Here is a 20,652-nt window from a genome sequence, read left to right as displayed (position 1 = left end):
GCGACGCGCGCCCGGGTCCGGGGGTCAGGTCGGGACCGGGTCAGTCGTCCCAGCCCTCGTCGTCCCAGTCACCGCTGTCGGCGCTGCTCTCCGCACCGCCCACGACCGCGCCGTGCGGACCCGCGAAGGCGTACTCGTCCTCGTAGTGCGCGCCACCGGGGTAGGACACCGCGCTCACCTCGTAGTAGCCGGCGCCTTCCGATCCGGCGCCCACGAAGCTCTCGTGGAAGTACGCCACACCGTGCTCGTGCGCACCGGCCTGGACCTCGTGGACGAGCGCGCCCTCCGACGAGGCGGCCACGGTGTAGTTCTCGTGCTCGGTGTGGGTGCCGGGATCGGCCGACGCGATGCCCGCGGCTCCGATCAGCAGGGGCAGCGAGACCGCGCCGGCGGCGATGAACCGGATGACACTGCGCATGGGAACCTCCTGGGTGTTTGTGACCATGCGCCAGTCATCGTCACCTCGGCGACGCGCCGCCGCCCGCCGCCGACCACATCGGGTGATGCGCTGTTTCGACGTGCCAAAACACGCTGATCAGGGCTCATCACGAGGGGTGTCCGGTGAGCCCTGCTTGTGGGTGACGGCAAAGGGCCGCTGACACCCCTGTCCGTGTCGTGGACAATTCCGTCCCGACATGGTGGGAGAAGACCTGGAGCTGCTGATCACCGCGGTGGTGGCGGCCGACGACGAGCGGCAGGCGCGCGCGGCCTGCGCCGGCCTGCTGCGCCTGGGCGGGCGGGTGGTGCGCGCCTCCGACTGCTCCGACGAGGAGCCCGGCTGCTGGTCGGTGACGATCAGCAGCCCGAGCGGCGAGCGGGTGGCCCGGAACGTGGCCGCCGCGCTGGCGCGCGCGGTGCGGTCGTACGTCCGGGGGCTGGGCGACGACCTGCCGGTGCCGCGGGTGTCGTGCGAGCCGCCGACGGCGTGGACGGTGCTGGACGACCCGGACCGGCTCGACGGCCTGCTGCCGGGCGCGGAGCGGCTGCTGGTGGAGGCGTGGGTGGGCGGCGACCCGGCGCACCGGGAGGAGGCGCCGGCCGAGCCGGCCGAGCCGGTGGGGGCCGAACGGCCGACCACGCGCCTCCTCTTGCGCGTCGACGTGGAAACGGATCGGGTGGAGCGGGCCGAGTGGCAGGCGCGGGCGGTAGCGAGCCGCGTCGCGAGGAATGGCAAGATCACCCGGGTGGCTCCCCTTGGGCACGTACTGAGCGTGCACGTCGACCTCGGTTCGGCGGAAACTTCGGCCGAGGTGGCGCTACAGGACGCCGTCACGTCGCTGGGCCGTTCGGGGTGGACGTCCGTGGAGTGGTCCGAGGGGTCCGCGACCACGCGCTGGTCAGCGGCAGCCGTCCCACCCAGTGGGATCACGGCTCTGGGACTCACAGCGACGCCCGCCTCGGCATTCGTGTGGACGGTGCCCGACTGAGATCCACTTCGCTGAACCGAACGAGTGGATTCACCATTCCACCCGGTCAGCCGATCTTGCTTGTGGAACACGAAACCTTGGGTACTACTTTCAACTATAGGAACACCAGCGAAAGCGCAGGAGGGGTCGGTACCCGACATGGCCACCGTCGAAGAAGTCCGCACGGCGATCGCCCAGGCCGTCAGCAAGGCGAACGACAGCATCAACGCCCTGCAACAGGCCGCGGACCTGGCCACGGACGCGCAGGCGCTGCTGAGCCAGACGACCCAGGGCAGCGGCCAGTCCGAGGTCGAGCAGGCCAACGCGCACTTCGCCGAGGTCGCCAACGGCGTCACCGACCTGCAGAACCAGCTCCGGGCCGGGATCAACCAGGCCGAGAGCTACAACTCCGGGCTCTGACGTGGCGACGGTGGGCGACATCAGGGTCGCGCTCGACCAGAGCTGCGAGTACCTCCGCGACGCCTACCGCTGCGTCAGGGAGGCCAGGGATGCGCTGGACGAGGCGGTCGGGCTGCTGGTCGCCGCGAGCGCGAACCACCCGGAGTCGCTCGTGCCGCCGGAGTTCACCAAGGCCGGTGAGCTGTTCGCCGACGAGCTTGAGCTGATCGTCGGCAGCATCGAGCTGGTCCAGCGCGTGGCCGGGGAGCTGTGACGTGAGCAGGCGCGACGAACGCCGCAGGAGGATCGAGGGCGCCTTCGAGGAGTTCCGCGCGGCGGTCGCCGCCGCGCTGGGCAACGCCTCGCGGGAGCACCGGCTCCTCGCCGACGAGCGCGCCCGCGACATGTTCGAGGTGATGCTGCGCGGCGACGGCGTGGACCGGGCGCTGGACGACCCGCTGCTCGCCGGGGCGCTGGCGAACCCGCTGTTCTCCCAGCAGCTCGCGCGGGCGCTCGTGGACCGGGTCGAGGCGTTCCGCGAGTGGTCCGAGCACGGCCCCGACGAGCTGGCCACCCTGGTCGACTCGGCCGCCCGGGGCCCGGCGTCGCGGCCGCACGAGTCGTGGCTCGGCCGGCCCGGCACGGCGGACGGCAGCGAGCCCGTGCCGGAGCTGTGGCGCGTCGGCACGGGCGTAGTGCGCAGCGCGCCGGAGCCTCGGCGGTTCCCGGTGGCGGTCCCGCTGCTCGACCACGCGCACCTGCACGTCGCGTCCACGCACGAGAGCCGGCACACCGCCGAGGGGCTGGTGGAGAACCTCCTGCTGCGGGTGCTCAGCCACTTCCAGCCGGGTCTGGTGCACGTCCACGTGTGGGACGTCAACGCGCTCACCGGCTCGCTGCCCGGCCTGTACCCGCTGACCAGGGCGGGTCTGCTCACCGTGCACGACCCGGCCCGGCTGCACGAGCTGCTCGACGAGCTGTCCGACCACATCCGCCGGGTGCACACCGGCGTGCTGGTGGAGGGCCACCAGTCGGTGCGGGCCGCCGGCGGGCGGCGCACCGAGCCGTGGCGGGTGGCCGTGCTGTTCGGCAACCGGCGACCGCTGCGCGAGGAGCACCAGCAGCAGCTCCAGCGGGTCGCCCGCAACGGCCTCGCGGCGGGGATCGAGCTGGTCATCGTCGACATCCCGATCACGGTGAACTCGCCGATCGAGACCGTGACGATCGCCCCGGACCAGACCGCGACGTGCACCATGACCGGCGCGCACGTCACCGTGGCGCTGGACCCGCCGTTCCCGCGCGCCGCCGTGCCGCGGGCGTGCGCGGCCATCGCCGACGAGCGGGAGGCCCGCCGCACCCGGCAGAGCACGTTCGCCGACCTGCTGCCCGAGCACCTGTGGCGGGAGTCGTCCGCCGCCGGCGTCGCGGCCCCCGTCGGTTACCAGGACGGCGAGCCGGTGCCGGTGGCGCTCGGCGACACCTCGCCGCACGCGCTGATCGGCGGCCCCAGCGGCTCGGGCAAGACGAACTTCCTCTACGCCATGCTGGGCAGCCTCGCCGCCCGGTACTCGCCCGACGAGCTGGAGCTGTACCTGCTCGACTTCAAGGAGGGCGTGTCGTTCGCGCAGTTCGCGCCGGGCCGCAAGGACCCGACGTGGCTGCCGCACGCCCGGCTGGTCGGGGTGAACGTCAACACCGACCGGGAGTTCGGCGTGGCGCTGCTGGCGTTCCTGTCCGACGAGATGCGCAGGCGGGCGGACGCGGCGAAGCGGCACGAGGTCACCAAGCTGGAGCAGCTGCGCGAGGAGGACCCGACCGGCCACTGGCCGCGGATCGTGGCCGTGATCGACGAGTTCCAGTACATGTTCGGCGAGCGCGACCCGGTCACCGCCCAGGCGACGCAGCTGCTGGAGGACGTGGCCCGGCGCGGCCGGTCGCAGGGCATCCACCTGGTGCTGTCGAGCCAGGACGTGTCGAGCATCCAGGCGTTCTGGGGCCGGTCGGCGATCTTCGAGCAGTTCACCGTGCGCATCGCGCTGCCCAAGTCGCGGCGGGTGCTGGCCGACATGAACGACGCCGCCACGGAACTGCCGCGCTGGCACGCGGTGGTCAACCACGAGTCGGGCGTGCGGCCGGGCAACGAGGTGGCGCGCATCCCGGACGCCACCGCCCGGGGCACGATCGACGCGCTCCAGGCCGAGCTGCATCGCCGCCGGCCGCCCGACCTGGCCGAACCGATCCTGTTCGACGGCAGCAAGGTGCCCGCGCTGGCCACGCTGCCGGACTTCCGGGCGCTGCGGCCGAGCGACGGCAACCCGACCGTGCTGCTGGGCCAGGTCATCGACGTGGCGGGCAGCGCGGCCAAGGTGCGGCTGGCCCGCACGCCGGGGCGCAACGTCGCGGTGCTCGGCTCCATCGCCGCGGAGGCGGCGGCCGTGCTGAACGGCGCGGCGCTGTCCCTGGCCCGCCAGCACGAGCCCGGCGAGGCCACGTTCAGCGTGGTGTGGCTGGTCGAGGACGCGAAGCCGTTCGCCGAGAGGCTGTGCAAGCAGCTGCACGACGTGGGCCACGAGGCGTTCCTGAAGGACCTCAACGACGTGCAGCAGCTGATCACCGGGACCGCCGTCGGCATCAGTGGGCGGATGACCGACAAGACGCCCGCCCCGCCGGTTCCCCACTACCTGGTGGTTTACGGCGTGGACGCGGCGCACACCCTCCTGGAGCAGAAGGACGAGTCCAAGACGTCCGGGGTGGACCGGCTGCGCACCGTGCTGCGGCACGGCCCGGAGCACCGCACCCACGTGCTGGGCTGGTGGCGTGGCGTGCAGCGGTTGAAGAACAGCCTGTCGCCCGGCGCCTACGACGACATCGGCGCGTGGGTGGCGTTCGACATCCAGGGCAAGGAGCTGCTGTCGCTCGGTCCGGAGCCGGTGCTGTCGTGGTCGCCCCGACCGCGTCGCGGCCTGTTCTTCGACCGGTTCGAGCACTCGCGGCCCGAGGTCGTCATCCCGTTCGACACCGGGGAGGAACCATGATCAGCCACGTGTCCGCGGTGCCGGCTCAGCGCACCCGCGGGGTGCCCGCCGGAGGTGCTGTCGGAGGTGCCGCCGGCGACGTCGGGGCGGTCCCGGCGGTCTCGGCGGTCGAGCGGTACAAGGAGCTGGTCGGCCTCGCCGCCGAGTCCGTCGACCGCGTGCGCGCCCGCGACCGGGACCGGGTCCGGGAGCTGATCGCCGGGCTGGCCGCGTCGCAGGAGCGGGTGGTCGAGGTCATCGAGCGGGAGAAGCTGGTGCGCGCCGTGGTGCGGGTGCACTGGGAGGCCGTCGTCGAGCTGCTCTGGGAGGAGCGGTGGATGACGATGACCCCGGTGCCCGCGCCGGACGAGTCGGTGCCGCCGCGCCCGCAGGAGGAGTACGACGCGGCGATGAACCGCGCGTTCGAGGCGCTGGAGGAGTCGCTCCAGCGGCGCACGCTGCTGCGCCGCAAGAGCGCCTGAGCGGGCCGTCCGGGGGGCCTAGAAGCCCCAGGAGACGGCGACGGTGTCGAAGTCGAGCTCGGCGTCCGACTTGCGGTAGGTGGCCAGCGCGGCGGCGTTGTCCTTCTCGGTGCCGGTCCACGCGCCGGTGCAGCCCCGCTCGCGGGCCAGCTCGACGAGGGCGCCGACGAGCGCGGTGCCGATGCCGCGCCGCTGGAACGCGTCGTCCACGCCCAGCTCGTAGAGGAACATCTCCACGCCCTTGTCGGGGTGGATGGTCTCCACGCCGGAGGCGAACCCGGCGGGCGCGCCGTCGACGTAGGCGACGAGCAGGTGGTGCCGGTCGTCGGCGAGGAACGCGCGGGTGGCGTCCTCGCGCGGCGGCCCGTCGAACAGGTGGCCCGCGGCCAGGACGGCGTCGAACGACGTGACGCGGCGGATGTCCATGCGCGCGAGGGTAGTCCCCCGGGTGATGATGCGGTCATGCGCGAACTGCCCACCCCCGCCGACGTGGCCGCGGCCAACCCCGACCTCCTGGTGCGCTGGGCCGCCCAGGTCCTCCTGCCCGGCCACTGGCGCGGCGGCGGCGCCGCGTGGGCGCACGGCGACGCGGTGGCCGTGCTCGCGCCCGGCCTGAACCGGCGCGACCGGCTGGTGGCGGCGGGACCGGTGGACGACGTGGCCGTGCTGCTCCGCGCGCACACCGGGCCGGGGGTCACGCCGCTGGTCACCGAGGAGCTGGCGGTCGGGCTGGACCGGCCGGACCGGATCGTGTTCGGCTGGATGGAGCGCGACGGGCGGCTGCCGGACGACCCGATCTCCTCGCGTTGGGTCCCGGAGTGGCTGGGTGAGGACGAGCGGGACGCCGTCGAGTCGTTGCTGCGCAAGGCCAGCCCTCACTCGTACGTGTGGCCGCACGAGCCGGGGCCGAGCCGGTGGGCCGGCATCCGGGTGGACGGCGTGCTCGCGGCCGTGGCGGCGGACGCGTGGTCGGCGCCGGGCGTGGGGTTCCTCGCGGGCGTGGCCACGCACCCCGACCACCGGGGGCGCTCGTTGTCGACGGCCGTCTGCGCGTTCGTCGCCCGGGACCTCCTGGCGGAGCACGGCGGCTGCGCGCTGATGGTGCACGCCGACAACCCGGCCGCCATCGCCGTCTACCGCCGGCTGGGGTTCGCCTACCGGAGCGTGGCGGCCCTGCCCGGCCCGGATCGCGCGGTCGGCGACGCCGCCGCGCCCCGTCCGCCGCGGCACGCCGCCGGGGTCCCCGGCGCGGCGGACTTCTCCGGCCTGCTGCACGCCTACGGCGTCGCGTCCGACACCCCCGCCCACCTGGCGGCGCTGACCGGGGACGACCCGGCCGCGCGCGCCCGCGCCGCGCGCCACCTTCGGTCGGCGGTGGTGCACCAGAGCACGGTGTGGTCGGTGACGCCGCACGCCCTGCCCGCCGTCCTGGCCGCCCTGTCCGACCCGCGGGCCGCCGACGTGCGCGGTGACCTGCTCGACTTCCTCGACGAGGTGCTGGACGGCTGCCGACCGGACCGACGGGCGGAGTTCGAGTCCCTGGCGCGGCCCGCGCGGGACGTGGACGGCGAGGTGGCCGCGCTGATCGCCGAGGGCCGCGACGAGGAGGTGTACGAGCTCGACGGGCTGGCCGACGCGGTGTGGGCGCGGGCCGCGCTGGGCTGCCTGGACCAGCTCCCGGCGATCCGCGCCGCCGTGACGCCGCTGCTCGACGACCCGGAGGTGGGCGCGGCGGCGCGGGCCGTGCTGCGGAGCCGCGGCTAGACCAGCTCGCCGTCGGCGGCGACGACGCGTCCCCCGTGCACGACCAGGGTGCGGGGCGCGCGGTCCATCACGGCGGCGGTGACCGTGTCGCCGGGCACCACGACCAGGTCGGCGGGCGCGCCCTCGGTGAGGCCCAGGGTGCGCCCCAGCACGGCGGCGCCGCCCCGGGTGGCGATGTCCGCGCACATCTCGACCTGGTCGTCCCGGCGGAAGCCGTTGCGGTAGGCGAGCTGCCAGGTCCGGTCGAGCATGTCGCCGTCGCCGTACGGGGACCAGTAGTCGCGGATGCCGTCCTGGCCGAGGCCCAGGCGCACGCCGGCGCGGCGCAGGCCGAGCAGCGGCAGGGGTTCCCGCACGCCCGGCGCGACCGTGGTGACCGCGACGTCGTGCTCGGCCAGCAGGTCCACCAGCTCGCGCCGCCGGTCCTCGTCCACAGTGGACAGCGCGAACGCGTGGCTGATCGTGGTCTGCCCGCGCATGCCGAGCGCGGCGACCCGCTCGCAGATCAGCTCGACCTCGAACGCGCCGAGCGAGCCGGCGTCGTGCAGGTGCACGTCCACCCCGCACTGGTGCTTCTCGGCCAGGCCGAACACGAGGTCGAGGTGCCGCACCGGGTCGCGGTCGTACCCGGCCGGGTCGAGGCCGCCGACGAGGTCCGCGCCCGACCGCAGCGCGGCGTCGAGCAGTTCGGCGGTGCCCTTCTCGCGCAGGATGCCGCACTGCGGGAACGCCACCACCTCGACGTGCGCGCGGTCGGCGTGCGCCTCGCGGGCGGCCAGCACGCCGTCCAGCTTGTCCAGCCCCGAGTCGACGTCGACCTGCGCGTGGCTGCGCACGTGCGTGGCGCCGGCGGCGATGGTGCGGCCCAGCGTGCGGGTGGCGCGGTCGGCGACGGACTCCTCGGCGGTGCGCCAGTTGCGGCGGTCGTCGTCGATCAGCTCGGCGAGGCCGGCGCCGGCGCTGTGCGGGCGGAACGGCAGGCCGAGGCGCGTGGAGTCGAGGTGCGCGTGCGCGTCGGTGAAGGCGGGCAGCAGCACGCCGCCGCGCCCGTCGGCCTCGGCGGTGCCGGCGGGGACGTCCAGGTCGGGCGCGGTCGCGGCGATGCGGCCGTCCCGGCAGAGCACGTCGACGGCGGGCGTGCCGGGGACGTTCGGCCACGGCCGCACGGAGCGGATCAGCAGGTCACCGGTCATCCCGCGACGCTAGCCCGGCCGGCGGGGACCCGCCGGCGAGGGTCCGGCCGGGGATCAGCTTGCCGGGGTTGAGCACGCCGGTCGGGTCGAGGGCGCGCTTGACCGAGGCCAGCACGTCCACGCCGAGCGCGCCCACCTCGCCCTCCAGGTACGGGGCGTGGTCGGTGCCCACCGCGTGGTGGTGGGTGATCGTGCCGAGCCCGGCGATGGCCTCGCCGGCGGCGGCCTTGGCGACCTGCCACTGGCGCACCGGGTCGTCGGCGTCGCGGGCGGCGAGGACCGTGAAGTAGAGGGACGCGCCGGTCTCGTAGGCGTGCGAGATGTGGCACATGACCAGGCAGCCGTCGCCGAGCGCGTCGACGAGCGCCCCGCGCACGGCGGTGCGCAGCTCGGAGAGGCGCGACCAGTGCGCGGCGGTCTCCAGGGTCTCGACGCACACACCGGCCTCCAGCAGCGCGTCGCGCTGGCGCGGGCCGTTGAACCGGCCGTGCCGCCACGCCTCGCCGAGCGGGGTGCCGAGGCGCACGGCCTCGACGCCGCGCAGGGTCTCCCGCCTGCGCCGCCGGACCTCCTGCCGGTCCCGGCCGTGCCAGCCGAGCACCAGCAGGCACGGCCGCCCGATCCCGCGCGCCCTCAGGTAGGCCTTGAGCGCCGTGGTCTTCCAGCCGCCGGCCAGCGCCAGCGACACCTCGCTCTCGTCCACGTCGGACAGCCGGGTGACGTCGGCGAGCACGCGCCGCTGGGCGAGGTCGCGCACGACGTCCGCGCCGCGCGCCCAACCGTCCACGAAGAACCCCTCGTAGCGCTCGACCGCCGGTCGCGGGCGCAGCCGCACGCCGACCTCCGTGATCACGCCGAACGCGCCCTCGCTGCCGACGACGAGCTGCTTGAGGTCGGGGCCGGCGGCGGACGCGGGCGCCGCGCCCAGCCGCCACTCGCCCACCGGCGTGCTCAGCCGCACGCCCTCGACCAGGTCCTCGAACCGGCCGTAGCCGGAGGACGCCTGACCGGCCGAGCGGGTCGCGGCGAACCCGCCGACGGTCGCCCGCTCGTAGGACTGCGGCACGTGGCCGAGCGTGAAGCCGTGCGCGGCGAGCAGCCGGTCGGCCTCCGGCGCGGTCAGGCCGGCCTGGAGCACGGCCAGGCGCGACACCGGGTCGACCGAGACGAGCCGGTCGAGCCTGGCCAGGTCGAGGGCGATCACCGCGGCCTTGTCGCCGCGCAGGGCCGTGACGCCGCCGACGACCGACGTGCCGCCGCCGAACGGGACCACTGCCACGTCGTGCTCGACGCAGGTCTTCAGGACCTCGGTGACCTCCTCGGGCGTGCCGGGCAGTACGACGGCGTCGGGCACGGCGAGGTCGCCGTCACCGCGCTGCCGCAGCAGGTCCAGGTAGGACAGGCCGCCGGCGCGGCCGAGGCGCGAGCCGGGGTCCACCCGCACGTGGCCGGGACCGACGACGTCGTCCAGCGCGGTGCGCGCGGCGTCGCCCAGGGCCGAGTCGGGCACGGCGGGCGGGCGCGCCGGCGTGACGGCCCCGGCGCCGGTCCCGATGCGTGCGTGGAGCCACGTCAGGGCGTGCGGCGGCAACTGGGCCTGCTCGGTGGTCCACCGGCCCCGGAGGGTGTGGTCGATGCGCTCGGTCACCGCTACAGTGTGACACATGACGTCTCAACGTCACAGTGATGACGCGCTCCTCGACGCGGCCCGCGACTGCGTGGTCGAGGTCGGGGTCCGCCGCACCACGCTGACGGACATCGCGAAGCGCGCCGGCGTGAGCCGGATGACCCTCTACCGCCGGTTCCCCGACGTCGGGACGCTCGTGCGCGCCCTGATGACCAGGGAGTTCACCCAGCTGCTCGGGCGCATCGAGGTGACCGGGGCGACCGCGCGGGAACGGCTGGTCGACCAGGCCGTCACGGGCATCCGGCTGCTCGCCGCCGACCCGCTGATGCGGCGCGTGCTCGACCTGGACGCCGAGCTGATGCTGCCGTACCTGGTGCAGCGGCTCGGCAGCACGCAGAAGCTCGTCGAGCAGTTCCTGACCGCGCGGATCGCCGAGGGGCACGCCGACGGGTCGATCCGGGCGGGGTCGACCGCCGCGCAGGCGCGGCTCGTGCTGCTGACGGCGCAGTCGCTGGTGCTGTCGATCCGGCCCGCGACCACGGACCTGGACTTCGCCGAGCTGCTGGCCGAACTGGCCGCCTACCTGGACGCGGCCCTGTCGTGACCACACCCCCGAACACGTCACCGGACACGTCGCCGAACGCGTTCCCGGCCACGTCGCTGAACGCGTCGCGCCGCACCCGCGACCTCGACCACGTCTCGTCGACCGCCGTGGACCTGCTCGTCGTGGGCGGCGGGGTGACGGGCGCCGGCGTGGCGCTCGACGCGGCGTCGCGCGGCCTGTCGGTGTGCCTGCTGGAGGCGCACGACCTGGCGTTCGGCACGTCGCGGTGGTCGAGCAAGCTCGTCCACGGCGGTCTGCGCTACCTGGCGCAGGGCGAGGTCGGCCTGGCCCACGAGAGCGCCGTGGAGCGCGGCATCCTGATGACCCGCACGGCACCGCACCTCGTGCGCACCCTGCCGCAGCTCGTGCCGCTGCACGGCCGCTCGCACGACCCGCTGGTGATGGCGGGCCTGCGCGCGGGCGACGTGCTGCGCCGCGCGGCCCGCACCCCGTCCCGCGTGCTGCCGCCACCGCGCCGCGTGCCCGCCGCCGAGGCCCTGGCCCTCGCGCCCGGCCTGCGCCGCGCCGACCTGCGCGGCGGCCTGCTCGGGTTCGACGGCCAACTGGTCGACGACGCCCGCCTGGTCGTCGCCCTGGCCCGCACCGCGGCCGGCTTCGGCGCGCGGATCGTCACCCGGGCCCGCGTGGACGCCCTGACCCCCTCGGGCGCCTCGGCCACCGACACCCTGACCGGCGAGTCGTTCACCGTGACGGCGCGCGCGGTCGTCAACGCCGCGGGCGTGTGGGCGGGCGGGCTGGTGGACGTGGACCTGCGCCCGTCGCGCGGCTCGCACCTGGTCCTGGCCGCCTCCGCCCTCGGCCTGACCACCACGGCCCTCACCGTCCCGGTGCCCGGGACCCGGAACCGCTTCGCCCTCCTGCTCCCCCAGCGGGACGGCCGCGTCTACGTGGGCCTGACCGACGAACCGGTGGACGGCCCGATCCCCGACGTGCCGGAAGTCCCGCGGTCCGACGTCGACTTCCTCCTGGGCGTGGCGTCCTCGGTGCTGGACCGCCCCCTGGCCCGCTCGGACGTCCTGGGCTCGTTCGCCGGCCTGCGTCCCCTCCTGGCGGGCACGGGCGCGAGCGCGGACCTCTCCCGCCGCCACGCGATCATCAAGCGGGACAACGTGACCACGGTCGTGGGCGGCAAGCTCACCACCTACCGCCGCATGGCCGCCGACGCCGTGGACGCCACCGCCCTCACCGCCGCCCGCAGCCGGACCGCCACCCTCCCCCTGGTGGGCGCCGGGCCTCCGACGGGCCCCGCCCACCTGACCCCCCGCTACGGCGCCGAAGCCGCCGAGGTCGCCAGGACGGGCGAGGTGACGTGGGCGGTCCACCACGAGGGCGCCCTCGACGCGGCCGACGTCCTGGACCGCCGGACCCGCACGGGCCTGGTCCCCGCCGACCGCGCGGCAGCCGAACCGGACGTGACCCGCCAAGTGGCAGAAGCCCTGTCCACCCTCCCCTGACCCGCGTGTCGTACGTTCACGTCCCGCGAGTCGTACGTTCGCGTCCCGCGAGTCGTACGTTCACGCCCCTTGTGTCGTGCGTTCATGCCCGCGAGTCACGCACTCATGACCACGCCGAGTACTGCGAACGCACGACACGCGCGGCATGGGTGTACGACACGCGCGGCGCGAACGTACGACACGCGGGATGTGGGAAAGGGGGGCCTCCGGTGTCGGAGGCCCCCCTTTTGGTGGTGTTACTCGCCGATGATCGGCTTCGCCGCCTTCGGGGGCTCCTCGATCAGGGCTTCGCCTTCGAGGCGCACCTTGCGCTGGTGGTCCTTGCCGTCGCCGCCCTGGGGCGGGGCACCGCCCATCATCGGCGCGCCCATCATGCCCATGCCGCCGCCGGGACGACCGCCGCCGGCCGCCGCCGCCGCGCCCGCGGCACCCGCCGGGGCACCGCCGGACGCGCCCATGACGCCGGACGAGCCGCCCGCCTGGAGGGTCTGGCCGCCGGCACCCGCGCCGGCCGCGCCACCGCCGCCGAAACCACCGCCACCGGCGAAACCGCCACCGCCGCCGCCGCCGAAACCGCCACCCGCGCCGCCACCGCCACCGCCGACGCTCGGGGTGTGGGGCAGGTCGGGCGTCGCCGGGCGGACCGGGGGCACGTACGCGCCGCCGAGGCCGGAGGTCGCGTTGGTCGCGTGCGTGGTGCCGCTCGGGTACGGGAGGGTGTTCGGGCCCGTGGAACCGCTGTCCGGAACCCATCGGCCCGGCTCCCAGTGGCCACCGGCACCGCCGGAGCCACCGGAGCCGCCACCGGGACGCGAGCCGGTCGAGCCGCCGGAGCCGCCCGAGCCGGGGTAACCGCCCGAGCCGGGGTACGAGCCGCCACCCGGGTACTGGCCGCCACCCGGGTACTGGCCGCCGGGGTACGAGCCACCGCCACCGCCCACCTGCGGCGGGCGGCCGACCACGGGACCGCCCGGCCCGCCGGGGTAGTACCCGCCGCCACCGGCGGCCGGGGCCTCCTGGCCGTAGCCCACGCCGACCTGCGGCGGGCGGCTCACCACCGGACCGGCCGTGTGGCCGCCCGAACCCGACGGGTTCGTCGACCCGCCCGGGTTGTTGGTGTACCGGTCGTTCGCGCCGCGGTCCATGTCCCGCAGCTGCCCGTCGGTCAGGCCGAGCCCGCCCTGGCTGAGCCGCGGACCCGAGCCGCCGCCGCCCGACGCGCCCCTGTTCGACGACGTCATCGCGGTGATGGCCTGGAGGATCTGCTTGGCGGTCTGCGCGATCGAGGACACCGACTTGATCAGGTCGATGAGCTTCTTGAGCGAGTTGCCGAGCTTCTGGAGGAAGTCGGCGAGCTTCTTGGCGTAGTTGCACGCCATCTGCACGATGTCCGCGATGGCGCCCGCGATGGCCGCGCCGAACGTGAGGAACGACGCCGCCAGCCACTGGATGATCTTCATGACCATGTCGGACACGGCCTGGCTGATCAGGTCCATGATGGTCTTGCGGACGGTCGCGACCAGCTCACCCGCGCCCTTGGCGGCCTGCGAGATGCCCTGGGTGGCCTTGGCGAGGGTCTCCAGCCCGGCGGCGTGCTTCTTGCTCGCCGCGCGGTAGCCGTCGGCGGACCGGCCGGCCCAGCCCTTCGTCTCCTGCACCGACGTGCGCCGGTAGTCGGCGACGATGCCCTCGATCTGCTTGGACGCCGACAGCCAGCTGTCGGACATCTTCTTGATCGACTCCGGGCTGCCGAGCAGCGCGTCGAACGGCTCGCGCAGGAAGTCCACGTGCTGGATCGCCCAGCTGAACCCGGCGGACAGGAAGCCCGACAGGGGGTTGGACGCCAGTCCGACGATGCCCATGGCGGTGTTCGCCATGCCCAGCCCGGCCTGCACCCAGTCGCCGCGCTCGACGGCCGCGACGGTGCCCTGCACGTCGCCGATCAGGTACGACGGGTCACGGCCCTGCGTCGTGCTCGCCTGCGTGGTCATCCGCGCGCCTTTCCGGTGAACCCGAACGCGTTGTCCAGGTCGACGTTCTCGTAGAGGTCGGCGACCTCCTTGAGGCCCTGGCACATGTCGGCGATGGTCTCGGTGGCCTGGCCGAGGATGTCCTGGGAGTTGCCCGCCGCCTTCAGCAGGAACTCCGCCAGGAACGACCCGAACACGCCGAACGCCTCGCTCGACAGCGACGGGTCAGCGGTCTTCGTCGCCGAGAGCATCCGCTGCGTCAACTGGTCGACCGTGCCGGCGTGCGCCCGGATCTGCTCCGGGCTCACGTTGAACGCGTCGAACATGGTCGTCTACCCCCTGCTCAGGCCATGACATCGGGTGGGTTGGTGAAGTAGTCGTCGTCGGGCCTGGTGTCCCGACGCTGGACCTCCGGCTCCGGTTCCACGGCGTCCGTGCCGTCACCCGAATAGCCGTTCGGCATCTTCGACTTCACGAAGTCCAGCGCCGGACCGTCACCGAACGACTCCGACATGATCTGGACGACCTGGCCCGCCGCGGCGCGCTGCGCCTGGGCGACGGCGGTCATGATCGCGCCGGAGACGCGCTCGGGGTCCTCGCCCCGCAGCTGCGGCCGCAGGACCAGGTTCGTCAACGCCCCCGAGGCGTTGACGGTCACGGTGATCAGGCCGTCCGGCGAGGTGGCGCTGCCGCCGACGTCGCCGAGCTGCTCCTGCACCGCGGTGGCGCTCTGCTTCGCCTGCTCGATCTTCTGTCCGTACTGCGCGAGCCACTGGTCCGGCTCCATGGTCACCCCTCACGGCAACGGGGCTTGCGGCCCTACTGCGCATTCGAGTCGTCGAGAGTCGATTCGGTTCCGAGCTCCGTATCGTTTCACCGAATCGTGATTTGCGGGTCGACCGGGCGGAGGTGCGTCCGGTCGGCCTCTTGTGTGAACTGTTTACTTGCCGATCTGTTGGGTTTTCGCAACACTTCGTAGCATGAGTCCGGTGCGCCGAGGCCTCGGGCAACCCATCCACAACCGGATAGGGGTGCTCCGGGTCGAACGGGGTATGACGAGGGCGGGGCTTGCCCGGGCCGTGGAGGTCAACCCGCAGACGATCGGCGCGCTGGAGCGGGGCGACCAGTACCCGAGCCTCGACCTGGCGCTGCGGATCTGCGAGGTCTTCGGGCTGCCGGTGGAGGCCGTGTTCAGCCGGAGCCCGTTCGAACCGCTGTCGACCCAGGTCTACCGCTAGAGCGGGCCCGAGCCGGCCCAACAGGAGGAGAGGCACCGTGGCACAGGGGGTGCTGGAGATCGACCGCGTCTCCAAGCGCTACGGGGAGGTCGTCGCGCTGGCCGACATGACCTTCGACGTGCGGGCGGGCGAGCTGTTCGGGTTCGTCGGCAGCAACGGCGCCGGCAAGACCACCACCATGCGCATCGCGCTGGGCGTGCTCGCCGCCGACTCCGGCGAGATCCGCTGGAACGGCGCGCCGATCACGTTCGAGACGCGCAGGCGCATCGGCTACATGCCCGAGGAGCGCGGCCTCTACCCGAGGATGAAGGTGCTCGACCAGCTGGTCTACCTGGCCGAGCTGCACGGCATGTCGACGAACGCGGCGCACCGCTCGGCGGAGGACTGGATCGGCCGCCTGGGCCTGCGCGACCGGCGGCACGACGAGGTGCAGAAGCTCAGCCTGGGCAACCAGCAGCGCGTGCAGCTCGCCGCCGCCCTGGTGCACGAGCCGGACGTGCTGGTGCTCGACGAGCCGTTCTCGGGCCTGGACCCGGTGGCGGTGGACGTGATGAGCCAGGTGCTGCGCGAGAAGGCCGCCACCGGCGTGCCCGTGGTGTTCTCCAGCCACCAGTTGGACCTGGTGGAGCGGCTGTGCGACCGGGTCGGCATCGTGCGCGCGGGGCGGATGGTCGCCTGCGGCCCGGTGGACGAGCTGCGCGCGGGCGGGTCGGCGACGCTGGTGGTCGACGCGCCGCTGGCCCCGCCGGGCTGGGCCGACGCGCTGCCCGGCGTGCGCGCGTCGTCGGTCACGGGCGATCGCACGGTCCTCGACCTCGCCCCGGACGCCGACGACCAGGTGGTGCTGCGCGCGGCCCTGGGCACCGGTCCCGTGCACGAGTTCTCCCGGCAGCGGCCGTCGCTGACCGAGCTGTTCCGCACCGTGGTGACCGAGGAGAGCGCGGCATGAGCGACCTGAGCCCGGGCCGGGCGGTGTTCCTGGTCGCGCGCCGGGAGTTCCTGGTCAAGGTGCGCACCAAGTCCTTCCTGTGGGGCACGCTGGTGATCGTCGCCGTGATGGCGGGGTACGTGCTGCTCCAGGCCGTGCTGTTCGACGGCGCGGACCGCGACCGGGTCGCGCTGAGCGGCCAGGCCACCGTGCTCGCCGAGCCGCTCAGGCAGACGGCGGCGTCGTTCGGGCGCGAGGTGGAGGTCGTCGACGCCACCGACCCCGCCGCGGCCGAGGAGCGGGTGCGCTCCGGGGACGTGGACGCGCTCATCAGCGGCGCCCCGGACGCGCTGCGGGTCGTGGTCGAGGAGTCGTTGGGCGACGAGCTGCGCACCGTGATCGACCTGATCGTGAAGCAGCAGGTGCTCGACGCGCAGCTCGCCGAGGCGGGCCTGGACCCGGCCGAGGTGGCGAAGAACGTGGCCGAGGCGGGCGTCGAGGTGGTGGCGCTGGAGCCCGGTGACGCGGCGGACGGGCAGCGGCTCGTGATCGGCCTGGTGATCGCCGCGCTGCTGTACTACTCGCTGCTGGTCTACGGGACGATGGTCGCGCAGGGCGTGGTGGAGGAGAAGTCGAGCCGGGTCGTGGAGATCCTGCTGGCCGCGCTGCGGCCGTGGCAGCTGCTGCTGGGCAAGGTCGTCGGCCTGGGCGCGGTGGGGCTGCTCCAGCTCGTGCTGATCGGCGGCATCGGCCTGGGCCTGGCGTCGTTCTCCGGCGTGGTCGACGTCGCGGGCGTGGCCGGCGGCGCGCTGGCCGCCGGCGTGCTCTGGTACCTGCTGGGGTTCTTCCTCTACGCCATGGTGTTCGCCGCCGCCGCGTCGCTGGTGTCGCGGCAGGAGGAGTTGCAGTCGGTGCTGACGCCGATCAGCATGACCGTGGTCGTGGTGTTCCTGGTCGGCTTCAACCTGATGATCGCCGACCCGACCGGCACGACGGTCGCGGTGCTGTCGGTGCTGCCGCCGTTCGCGCCGATCCTGCTGCCGGGCCGGATGGCGATGGGCGTGGCGCCGCTGTGGCAGGTGCTGCTGGCGGTCGTGCTGGCGCTGGCCGCCGTCGCCGCGATCACCTGGCTGGGCGGCAGGGTCTACTCGAACGCCGTGCTGCGCACCGGGGCGCGGGTCCGGCTGCGGGACGCCCTGAGGTGATCGGCTCCTGATCGCCCGGTACCGGGCCGGCGCCTTACCCGGCCGGGTCCGCGTTCAGTCCGCAGTGGACGTTCCGGTGGGCACGACGGAAGAGGCCCGCACCGGCGGGGTGCGGGCCTCTTCCGTCGAGCGGGAGCGCGTCAGCGCTGGTCGTGCGGTAGTGCGTCAGCGCTGGTCGAGCGGCACGAAGTTCCGCTCCGCCGCACCGGTGTAGACCTGCCGCGGGCGGCCGATCTTGGTGGCCGGGTCGTTGATCATCTCGCGCCAGTGGGCGATCCAGCCGGGGAGGCGGCCCAGGGCGAACAGCACGGTGAAGAACTTCGTCGGGAAGCCCATCGCGCGGTAGATCAGGCCCGTGTAGAAGTCCACGTTCGGGTAGAGCTTGCGCTCGACGAAGTAGTCGTCGGCGAGCGCCGTCTCCTCCAGGGCCTTCGCGATGTCCAGCAGCTCGTCGGACGCGCCGAGCTTGCCGAGGATCTCGTCCGCGGTCGTCTTGATGATCGCGGCGCGCGGGTCGTAGTTCTTGTAGACCCGGTGGCCGAAGCCCATCAGGCGGACGCCGTCCTCCTTGTTCTTGACCTTCTTCACGAAGGCGGAGACGTCACCGCCCTCGTTGCGGATCTTCTCCAGCATGTCGAGCACCGCGCTGTTCGCGCCGCCGTGCAGCGGGCCGAACAGGGCGTTGATGCCGGCGGAGATCGAGGCGAACAGGTTGGCCTCGGACGAGCCCACCAGGCGCACGGTGGAGGTGGAGCAGTTCTGCTCGTGGTCGGCGTGCAGCACGAACAGCAGGTCGAGCGCGCGGACCAGGTCGGGGTCCACGTCGTACGGCTCGGCGGGGAAGCCGAACGTCATGCGCAGGAAGTTGTCCACCAGACCCAGGGAGTTGTCCGGGTACAGGAACGGCTGGCCCACGGACTTCTTGTAGGCGTAGGCCGCGATGGTGGGCACCTTGGCCAGCAGGCGGATCGTGGAGATCTCGACCTGGTTGGCGTCGAACGGGCTGAGGCTGTCCTGGTAGAACGTCGACAGCGCGGACACCGCCGAGGACAGCACGGGCATGGGGTGCGCGTCGCGCGGGAAGCCGTCGAAGAACCGCTTCAGGTCCTCGTGCAGCAGGGTGTGACGGCTGATCTTGGAGGAGAACTCCTCCAGCTGGGCCTGGGTGGGCAGCTCGCCGTAGATGAGGAGGTAGCTGACCTCGAGGAAGTTCGACTTCTGGGCGAGCTGCTCGATCGGGTAGCCGCGGTAGCGCAGGATGCCCGCGTCACCGTCGATGTAGGTGATCTCGGAGGAGCAGGACGCGGTGTTGACGAAGCCGCTGTCCAGGGTGACCAGACCTGTCGTGGCCAGGAGCTTCCCGAGGTCGATACCGGGCGCACCCTCGGTGGCCGGTACTACCTTCATCTCGTGCTCTCCGCCCGGATGGCGCAGCGCGACGGTACGGGTGTCGTTCGGCGCAGTCGTCGCGTCGGGCATGCAGAGTCCCTCTCACGCTAGGGCGGGGCGGCTCGTGCGGGTCTCGCACGCCTGCGCGAAGGGCGGATGTGGCCTTGCCCCGCACCGCAGCACCACCCCGTTGGGGTCCTGTCGGTTTTCCCACGCTAGTCAGCGGACGACCCCCACCACAGCCGGGTGTGAACCGATTCTGCGAGATGGGACCGGCATCACACGCGGTCGCGCGGGTGACTGGCGTGCCCACCCACCGTAACCCGTGGCGCGTGTTCGTCCACCTCAGAAGGGGTGAGAGCTAGGTCATCCCAGCTCGTGCCGGAACGGCGGCTCGGCCCCCGCGCGCGAGCACGTGACGGCCGCCGCGGCGCCCGCGAAGGCCAGCGCGGCGCGCCACGCGTCGGCGTCCAGACCGCGCACGGCCTCGACCGACAGCGCGTCGTGCTCGTGCAGCCAGGCCAGCAGCGCGCCCTGCACGGTGTCGCCCGCGCCGATGGTGTCGACGACGTCGACGGGCGTGGGTGGGACGTGGATCACGTCGCCCCCGGCGGTCAGCACGGCCAGGCCGTCACCGCCGCGGGTGAGCACGACGGCCGCCGGCCCCGCGCCCTGCCACACGCGGACGACGTCGAGCACCTCGTCCTCGCCGGCGGTGTCCGGGAGGTCCGCCAGCCAGCGGGCGTCCTCGACCGAGACCTTGAGCAGGCCGACGTGCGGCAGCCACGAGTCGTAGCGGTCGCGGTAGGCCACCGGGTCGTGGATGAGGCCGGCCCGGATGTTGGGGTCCAGCACGGTGAGCGCGCCGCGCTCGGCCTCGCGCCACAGCACGCGCTCGTAGGTGCTCGCGCCGGGTTCCAGCACGAGCGACAGCGTGCCGAACGACACGGCCCTCGTGCCGGCGGGCAGCGGGCCGGGGTCGGTCACCTGCCGGTCGGCGGTGCCCTCCACGTAGAACGAGTAGCGCGCCGACCCGTCGTCCGCGAGGCCCACGACGGCGAGCGTCGTCGGCTCGTCGCCGCGCTGCACGAGGTCCGTGCGCACGCCCGAGGCGTGCAGGCGCTCCACGAGCCGGTCGCCGAACAGGTCGGACGACACCCGCGACAGGAAGCCCACGGGCGCGTCGAGCCGCCCGGCGGCGGCGGCCACGTTGTAGGGCCCGCCCCCGAGCCGCGGCGCGAGGTTCCCCTCGGGCGTGGGCACGAGGTCGACCAGCGCCTCACCGGCAACCACGATCACGACTGGCTCCGTTCTCTCCGCAAACCGTCCAGCAGCAGTTCACCCAGGGCGGTGAACGCCTCGGCGTCGGACACACCCGCCCGCCTGGTCAGCACCCCGGTCTGGATGCCCTCGATCAGCAGCCCGGCCATCTCGGCGACGAGCGTGGCGTGCACCTCGCGGAACACGCCCTCGCGCACGCCCTCCTGGATGAACTCCCGGATGCGCTCGGCGGCCGCCCGCGCGTTGCGCTCGTAGGTCGACCGGGTGGGCGCGAACGCCGCGACGTCGCTGATGAACCGGGCCGACGCGCGCCGCAGCTCCTCGGCCGCGCCGGCGAGGTAGGTGCCGACGCGGGCGCGCACGTCGCGGACGCCCTCGATCCGGGCCTCGATGCGCTCGGCGGCGCCCTTGAAGTACCGGCCGACGACGCGGACGGCGAGCTGCTCCTTGCTGGCGGCCAGCGCGTAGAGCGTGGACTTGGAGCAGTGCAGGCGGGCGGCGAGGTCGTCGAGGGTGAAGTGCGCGAAGCCCTCGGCGAGCACCAGCGCCTCCAGCCGCGCCAACAGCTCCACCTGCCGGGGCGTCAGGGGTCTGCGCGCGATCGAGGTCATGGTTGCGACTCTGTCATACTCCCTCGGTACAGTACTGGAGTACGTCCTGTAGTACTGAGCCAAGTA

Annotated in this window: 21 protein-coding genes; 11 read left to right on the top strand and 10 right to left on the bottom strand. The window is 73.7% G+C overall.

Annotation, left to right across the window (positions count from 1 at the left end; genetic code table 11):
• Window positions 1-40: 40 nt before the first annotated feature.
• Window positions 41-418 carry a hypothetical protein gene (locus J2S66_RS31565; protein ID WP_310311742.1) on the bottom strand — a complete coding sequence of 126 codons (378 nt, stop codon included), beginning with the start codon at window positions 416-418 and terminating at the stop codon, window positions 41-43.
• A 217-nt stretch (window positions 419-635) separates the two neighbouring features.
• Here J2S66_RS31565 and J2S66_RS31560 point away from each other — a divergent pair, with 217 nt between their 5' ends.
• The 5 genes from J2S66_RS31560 (at window position 636) to J2S66_RS31540 (ending at window position 5,301) form a co-directional block, all read left to right on the top strand.
• Window positions 636-1,427 carry a hypothetical protein gene (locus J2S66_RS31560; protein WP_310311740.1) on the top strand — a complete coding sequence of 264 codons (792 nt, stop codon included), beginning with the start codon at window positions 636-638 and terminating at the stop codon, window positions 1,425-1,427.
• Window positions 1,428-1,565: 138 nt separating this feature from the next.
• The gene (locus tag J2S66_RS31555; protein WP_306745678.1) at window positions 1,566-1,826 is read left to right on the top strand and encodes a hypothetical protein; all 261 of its coding nucleotides are present in this window, start codon (window positions 1,566-1,568) and stop codon (window positions 1,824-1,826) included.
• 10 nt (window positions 1,827-1,836) lie between these two features.
• On the top strand, window positions 1,837-2,079 hold the full coding sequence (locus J2S66_RS31550; RefSeq protein ID WP_310311736.1) for a hypothetical protein: 243 nt from the start codon (window positions 1,837-1,839) through the stop codon (window positions 2,077-2,079).
• A 1-nt stretch (window position 2,080) separates the two neighbouring features.
• On the top strand, window positions 2,081-4,840 hold the full coding sequence (locus J2S66_RS31545) for an FtsK/SpoIIIE domain-containing protein (protein WP_374726156.1): 2,760 nt from the start codon (window positions 2,081-2,083) through the stop codon (window positions 4,838-4,840).
• Entirely contained in the window at window positions 4,837-5,301 is a 465-nt protein-coding gene (locus tag J2S66_RS31540; RefSeq protein WP_310311734.1) for a hypothetical protein, read from the top strand. The genes J2S66_RS31545 and J2S66_RS31540 overlap by 4 nt, the downstream gene beginning before the upstream one ends.
• A gap of 18 nt (window positions 5,302-5,319) precedes the next feature.
• Here J2S66_RS31540 and J2S66_RS31535 read toward each other — a convergent pair whose 3' ends face one another.
• Window positions 5,320-5,727, bottom strand: coding sequence for a GNAT family N-acetyltransferase (locus J2S66_RS31535; RefSeq protein WP_306745674.1), 408 nt, complete (start codon window positions 5,725-5,727; stop codon window positions 5,320-5,322).
• 36 nt (window positions 5,728-5,763) lie between these two features.
• Between J2S66_RS31535 and J2S66_RS31530 the strand changes: the two genes are divergently transcribed.
• On the top strand, window positions 5,764-7,065 hold the full coding sequence (locus J2S66_RS31530; RefSeq protein ID WP_310311731.1) for a GNAT family N-acetyltransferase: 1,302 nt from the start codon (window positions 5,764-5,766) through the stop codon (window positions 7,063-7,065).
• Here the strand turns inward: J2S66_RS31530 and J2S66_RS31525 are convergent.
• Together J2S66_RS31525 and J2S66_RS31520 are read right to left on the bottom strand one after the other, a co-directional pair.
• Window positions 7,062-8,258 carry an amidohydrolase gene (locus J2S66_RS31525; protein ID WP_310311729.1) on the bottom strand — a complete coding sequence of 399 codons (1,197 nt, stop codon included), beginning with the start codon at window positions 8,256-8,258 and terminating at the stop codon, window positions 7,062-7,064. The genes J2S66_RS31530 and J2S66_RS31525 overlap by 4 nt on opposite strands.
• Complete coding sequence (locus J2S66_RS31520; RefSeq protein WP_310311727.1) at window positions 8,248-9,906, bottom strand: FAD-binding oxidoreductase; 1,659 nt, start codon at window positions 9,904-9,906, stop codon at window positions 8,248-8,250. Before J2S66_RS31520 ends, J2S66_RS31525 begins: the two co-directional genes overlap by 11 nt.
• 16 nt (window positions 9,907-9,922) lie before the next feature.
• Here J2S66_RS31520 and J2S66_RS31515 point away from each other — a divergent pair, with 16 nt between their 5' ends.
• Window positions 9,923-10,489: a TetR/AcrR family transcriptional regulator gene (locus J2S66_RS31515; protein ID WP_310311725.1), complete on the top strand. Its 567-nt coding sequence runs from the start codon at window positions 9,923-9,925 to the stop codon at window positions 10,487-10,489.
• Complete coding sequence (locus J2S66_RS31510; RefSeq protein WP_310311723.1) at window positions 10,486-11,964, top strand: glycerol-3-phosphate dehydrogenase/oxidase; 1,479 nt, start codon at window positions 10,486-10,488, stop codon at window positions 11,962-11,964. The genes J2S66_RS31515 and J2S66_RS31510 overlap by 4 nt, the downstream gene beginning before the upstream one ends.
• A 236-nt stretch (window positions 11,965-12,200) precedes the next feature.
• On the opposite strand, the gene J2S66_RS31505 is transcribed toward J2S66_RS31510, so the two are convergent.
• From J2S66_RS31505 to J2S66_RS31495, 3 genes are read right to left on the bottom strand one after another with little or no spacing between them, the layout of a single operon-like run.
• Window positions 12,201-13,955 carry a WXG100 family type VII secretion target gene (locus J2S66_RS31505; RefSeq protein WP_310311722.1) on the bottom strand — a complete coding sequence of 585 codons (1,755 nt, stop codon included), beginning with the start codon at window positions 13,953-13,955 and terminating at the stop codon, window positions 12,201-12,203.
• Window positions 13,952-14,260 (bottom strand): type VII secretion target, encoded by a 309-nt coding sequence (locus J2S66_RS31500; RefSeq protein WP_306745666.1) that lies wholly within the window; start codon window positions 14,258-14,260, stop codon window positions 13,952-13,954. Before J2S66_RS31500 ends, J2S66_RS31505 begins: the two co-directional genes overlap by 4 nt.
• Before the next feature lie 17 nt (window positions 14,261-14,277).
• Entirely contained in the window at window positions 14,278-14,721 is a 444-nt protein-coding gene (locus J2S66_RS31495) for a YbaB/EbfC family nucleoid-associated protein (RefSeq protein ID WP_310311721.1), read from the bottom strand.
• A 193-nt stretch (window positions 14,722-14,914) separates the two neighbouring features.
• Between J2S66_RS31495 and J2S66_RS31490 the strand changes: the two genes are divergently transcribed.
• Genes J2S66_RS31490 through J2S66_RS31480 form a run of 3 tightly spaced genes read left to right on the top strand, consistent with a single transcriptional unit; the run spans window position 14,915 to window position 17,305 of the window.
• Window positions 14,915-15,172, top strand: a complete 258-nt coding sequence (locus J2S66_RS31490) for a helix-turn-helix transcriptional regulator (RefSeq protein WP_310311720.1) — start codon at window positions 14,915-14,917, stop codon at window positions 15,170-15,172.
• A gap of 37 nt (window positions 15,173-15,209) precedes the next feature.
• The gene (locus J2S66_RS31485; RefSeq protein WP_310311719.1) at window positions 15,210-16,121 is read left to right on the top strand and encodes an ABC transporter ATP-binding protein; all 912 of its coding nucleotides are present in this window, start codon (window positions 15,210-15,212) and stop codon (window positions 16,119-16,121) included.
• Window positions 16,118-17,305, top strand: a complete 1,188-nt coding sequence (locus tag J2S66_RS31480; RefSeq protein WP_310311717.1) for an ABC transporter permease — start codon at window positions 16,118-16,120, stop codon at window positions 17,303-17,305. The genes J2S66_RS31485 and J2S66_RS31480 overlap by 4 nt, the downstream gene beginning before the upstream one ends.
• Window positions 17,306-17,470: 165 nt before the next feature.
• Here J2S66_RS31480 and J2S66_RS31475 read toward each other — a convergent pair whose 3' ends face one another.
• The 3 genes from J2S66_RS31475 to J2S66_RS31465 all read right to left on the bottom strand — a co-directional run bounded on the left by J2S66_RS31475 (window position 17,471) and on the right by J2S66_RS31465 (window position 20,586).
• Window positions 17,471-18,784 (bottom strand): citrate synthase, encoded by a 1,314-nt coding sequence (locus J2S66_RS31475; protein ID WP_306745661.1) that lies wholly within the window; start codon window positions 18,782-18,784, stop codon window positions 17,471-17,473.
• A 276-nt stretch (window positions 18,785-19,060) separates the two neighbouring features.
• Window positions 19,061-19,993: a carbohydrate kinase family protein gene (locus J2S66_RS31470; protein WP_310311714.1), complete on the bottom strand. Its 933-nt coding sequence runs from the start codon at window positions 19,991-19,993 to the stop codon at window positions 19,061-19,063.
• The gene (locus J2S66_RS31465) at window positions 19,990-20,586 is read right to left on the bottom strand and encodes a TetR/AcrR family transcriptional regulator (protein ID WP_310311712.1); all 597 of its coding nucleotides are present in this window, start codon (window positions 20,584-20,586) and stop codon (window positions 19,990-19,992) included. Before J2S66_RS31465 ends, J2S66_RS31470 begins: the two co-directional genes overlap by 4 nt.
• Between the last annotated feature and the right edge of the window lie 66 nt (window positions 20,587-20,652).

The organism is Saccharothrix longispora (genome assembly GCF_031455225.1).
In the GTDB taxonomy this organism is placed as follows: domain Bacteria; phylum Actinomycetota; class Actinomycetes; order Mycobacteriales; family Pseudonocardiaceae; genus Actinosynnema; species Actinosynnema longispora.
Note: the sequence above shows the minus strand (reverse complement) of the source record. Positions and strands in the feature narration are given on the sequence as shown.

Excerpts from the sequence above, each read along its gene's own strand:
- J2S66_RS31565 (WP_310311742.1), bottom strand. The coding sequence starts at position 418 with ATGCGCAGTGTCATCCGGTTCATCGCCGCCGGCGCGGTCTCGCTGCCC.
- J2S66_RS31560 (WP_310311740.1), top strand. The coding sequence starts at position 636 with ATGGTGGGAGAAGACCTGGAGCTGCTGATCACCGCGGTGGTGGCGGCC.
- J2S66_RS31555 (WP_306745678.1), top strand. The coding sequence starts at position 1,566 with ATGGCCACCGTCGAAGAAGTCCGCACGGCGATCGCCCAGGCCGTCAGC.
- J2S66_RS31540 (WP_310311734.1), top strand. The coding sequence starts at position 4,837 with ATGATCAGCCACGTGTCCGCGGTGCCGGCTCAGCGCACCCGCGGGGTG.
- J2S66_RS31535 (WP_306745674.1), bottom strand. The coding sequence starts at position 5,727 with ATGGACATCCGCCGCGTCACGTCGTTCGACGCCGTCCTGGCCGCGGGC.
- J2S66_RS31530 (WP_310311731.1), top strand. The coding sequence starts at position 5,764 with ATGCGCGAACTGCCCACCCCCGCCGACGTGGCCGCGGCCAACCCCGAC.
- J2S66_RS31525 (WP_310311729.1), bottom strand. The coding sequence starts at position 8,258 with ATGACCGGTGACCTGCTGATCCGCTCCGTGCGGCCGTGGCCGAACGTC.
- J2S66_RS31515 (WP_310311725.1), top strand. The coding sequence starts at position 9,923 with ATGACGTCTCAACGTCACAGTGATGACGCGCTCCTCGACGCGGCCCGC.
- J2S66_RS31505 (WP_310311722.1), bottom strand. The coding sequence starts at position 13,955 with ATGACCACGCAGGCGAGCACGACGCAGGGCCGTGACCCGTCGTACCTG.
- J2S66_RS31500 (WP_306745666.1), bottom strand. The coding sequence starts at position 14,260 with ATGTTCGACGCGTTCAACGTGAGCCCGGAGCAGATCCGGGCGCACGCC.
- J2S66_RS31495 (WP_310311721.1), bottom strand. The coding sequence starts at position 14,721 with ATGGAGCCGGACCAGTGGCTCGCGCAGTACGGACAGAAGATCGAGCAG.
- J2S66_RS31490 (WP_310311720.1), top strand. The coding sequence starts at position 14,915 with ATGAGTCCGGTGCGCCGAGGCCTCGGGCAACCCATCCACAACCGGATA.
- J2S66_RS31480 (WP_310311717.1), top strand. The coding sequence starts at position 16,118 with ATGAGCGACCTGAGCCCGGGCCGGGCGGTGTTCCTGGTCGCGCGCCGG.
- J2S66_RS31475 (WP_306745661.1), bottom strand. The coding sequence starts at position 18,784 with ATGCCCGACGCGACGACTGCGCCGAACGACACCCGTACCGTCGCGCTG.
- J2S66_RS31465 (WP_310311712.1), bottom strand. The coding sequence starts at position 20,586 with ATGACCTCGATCGCGCGCAGACCCCTGACGCCCCGGCAGGTGGAGCTG.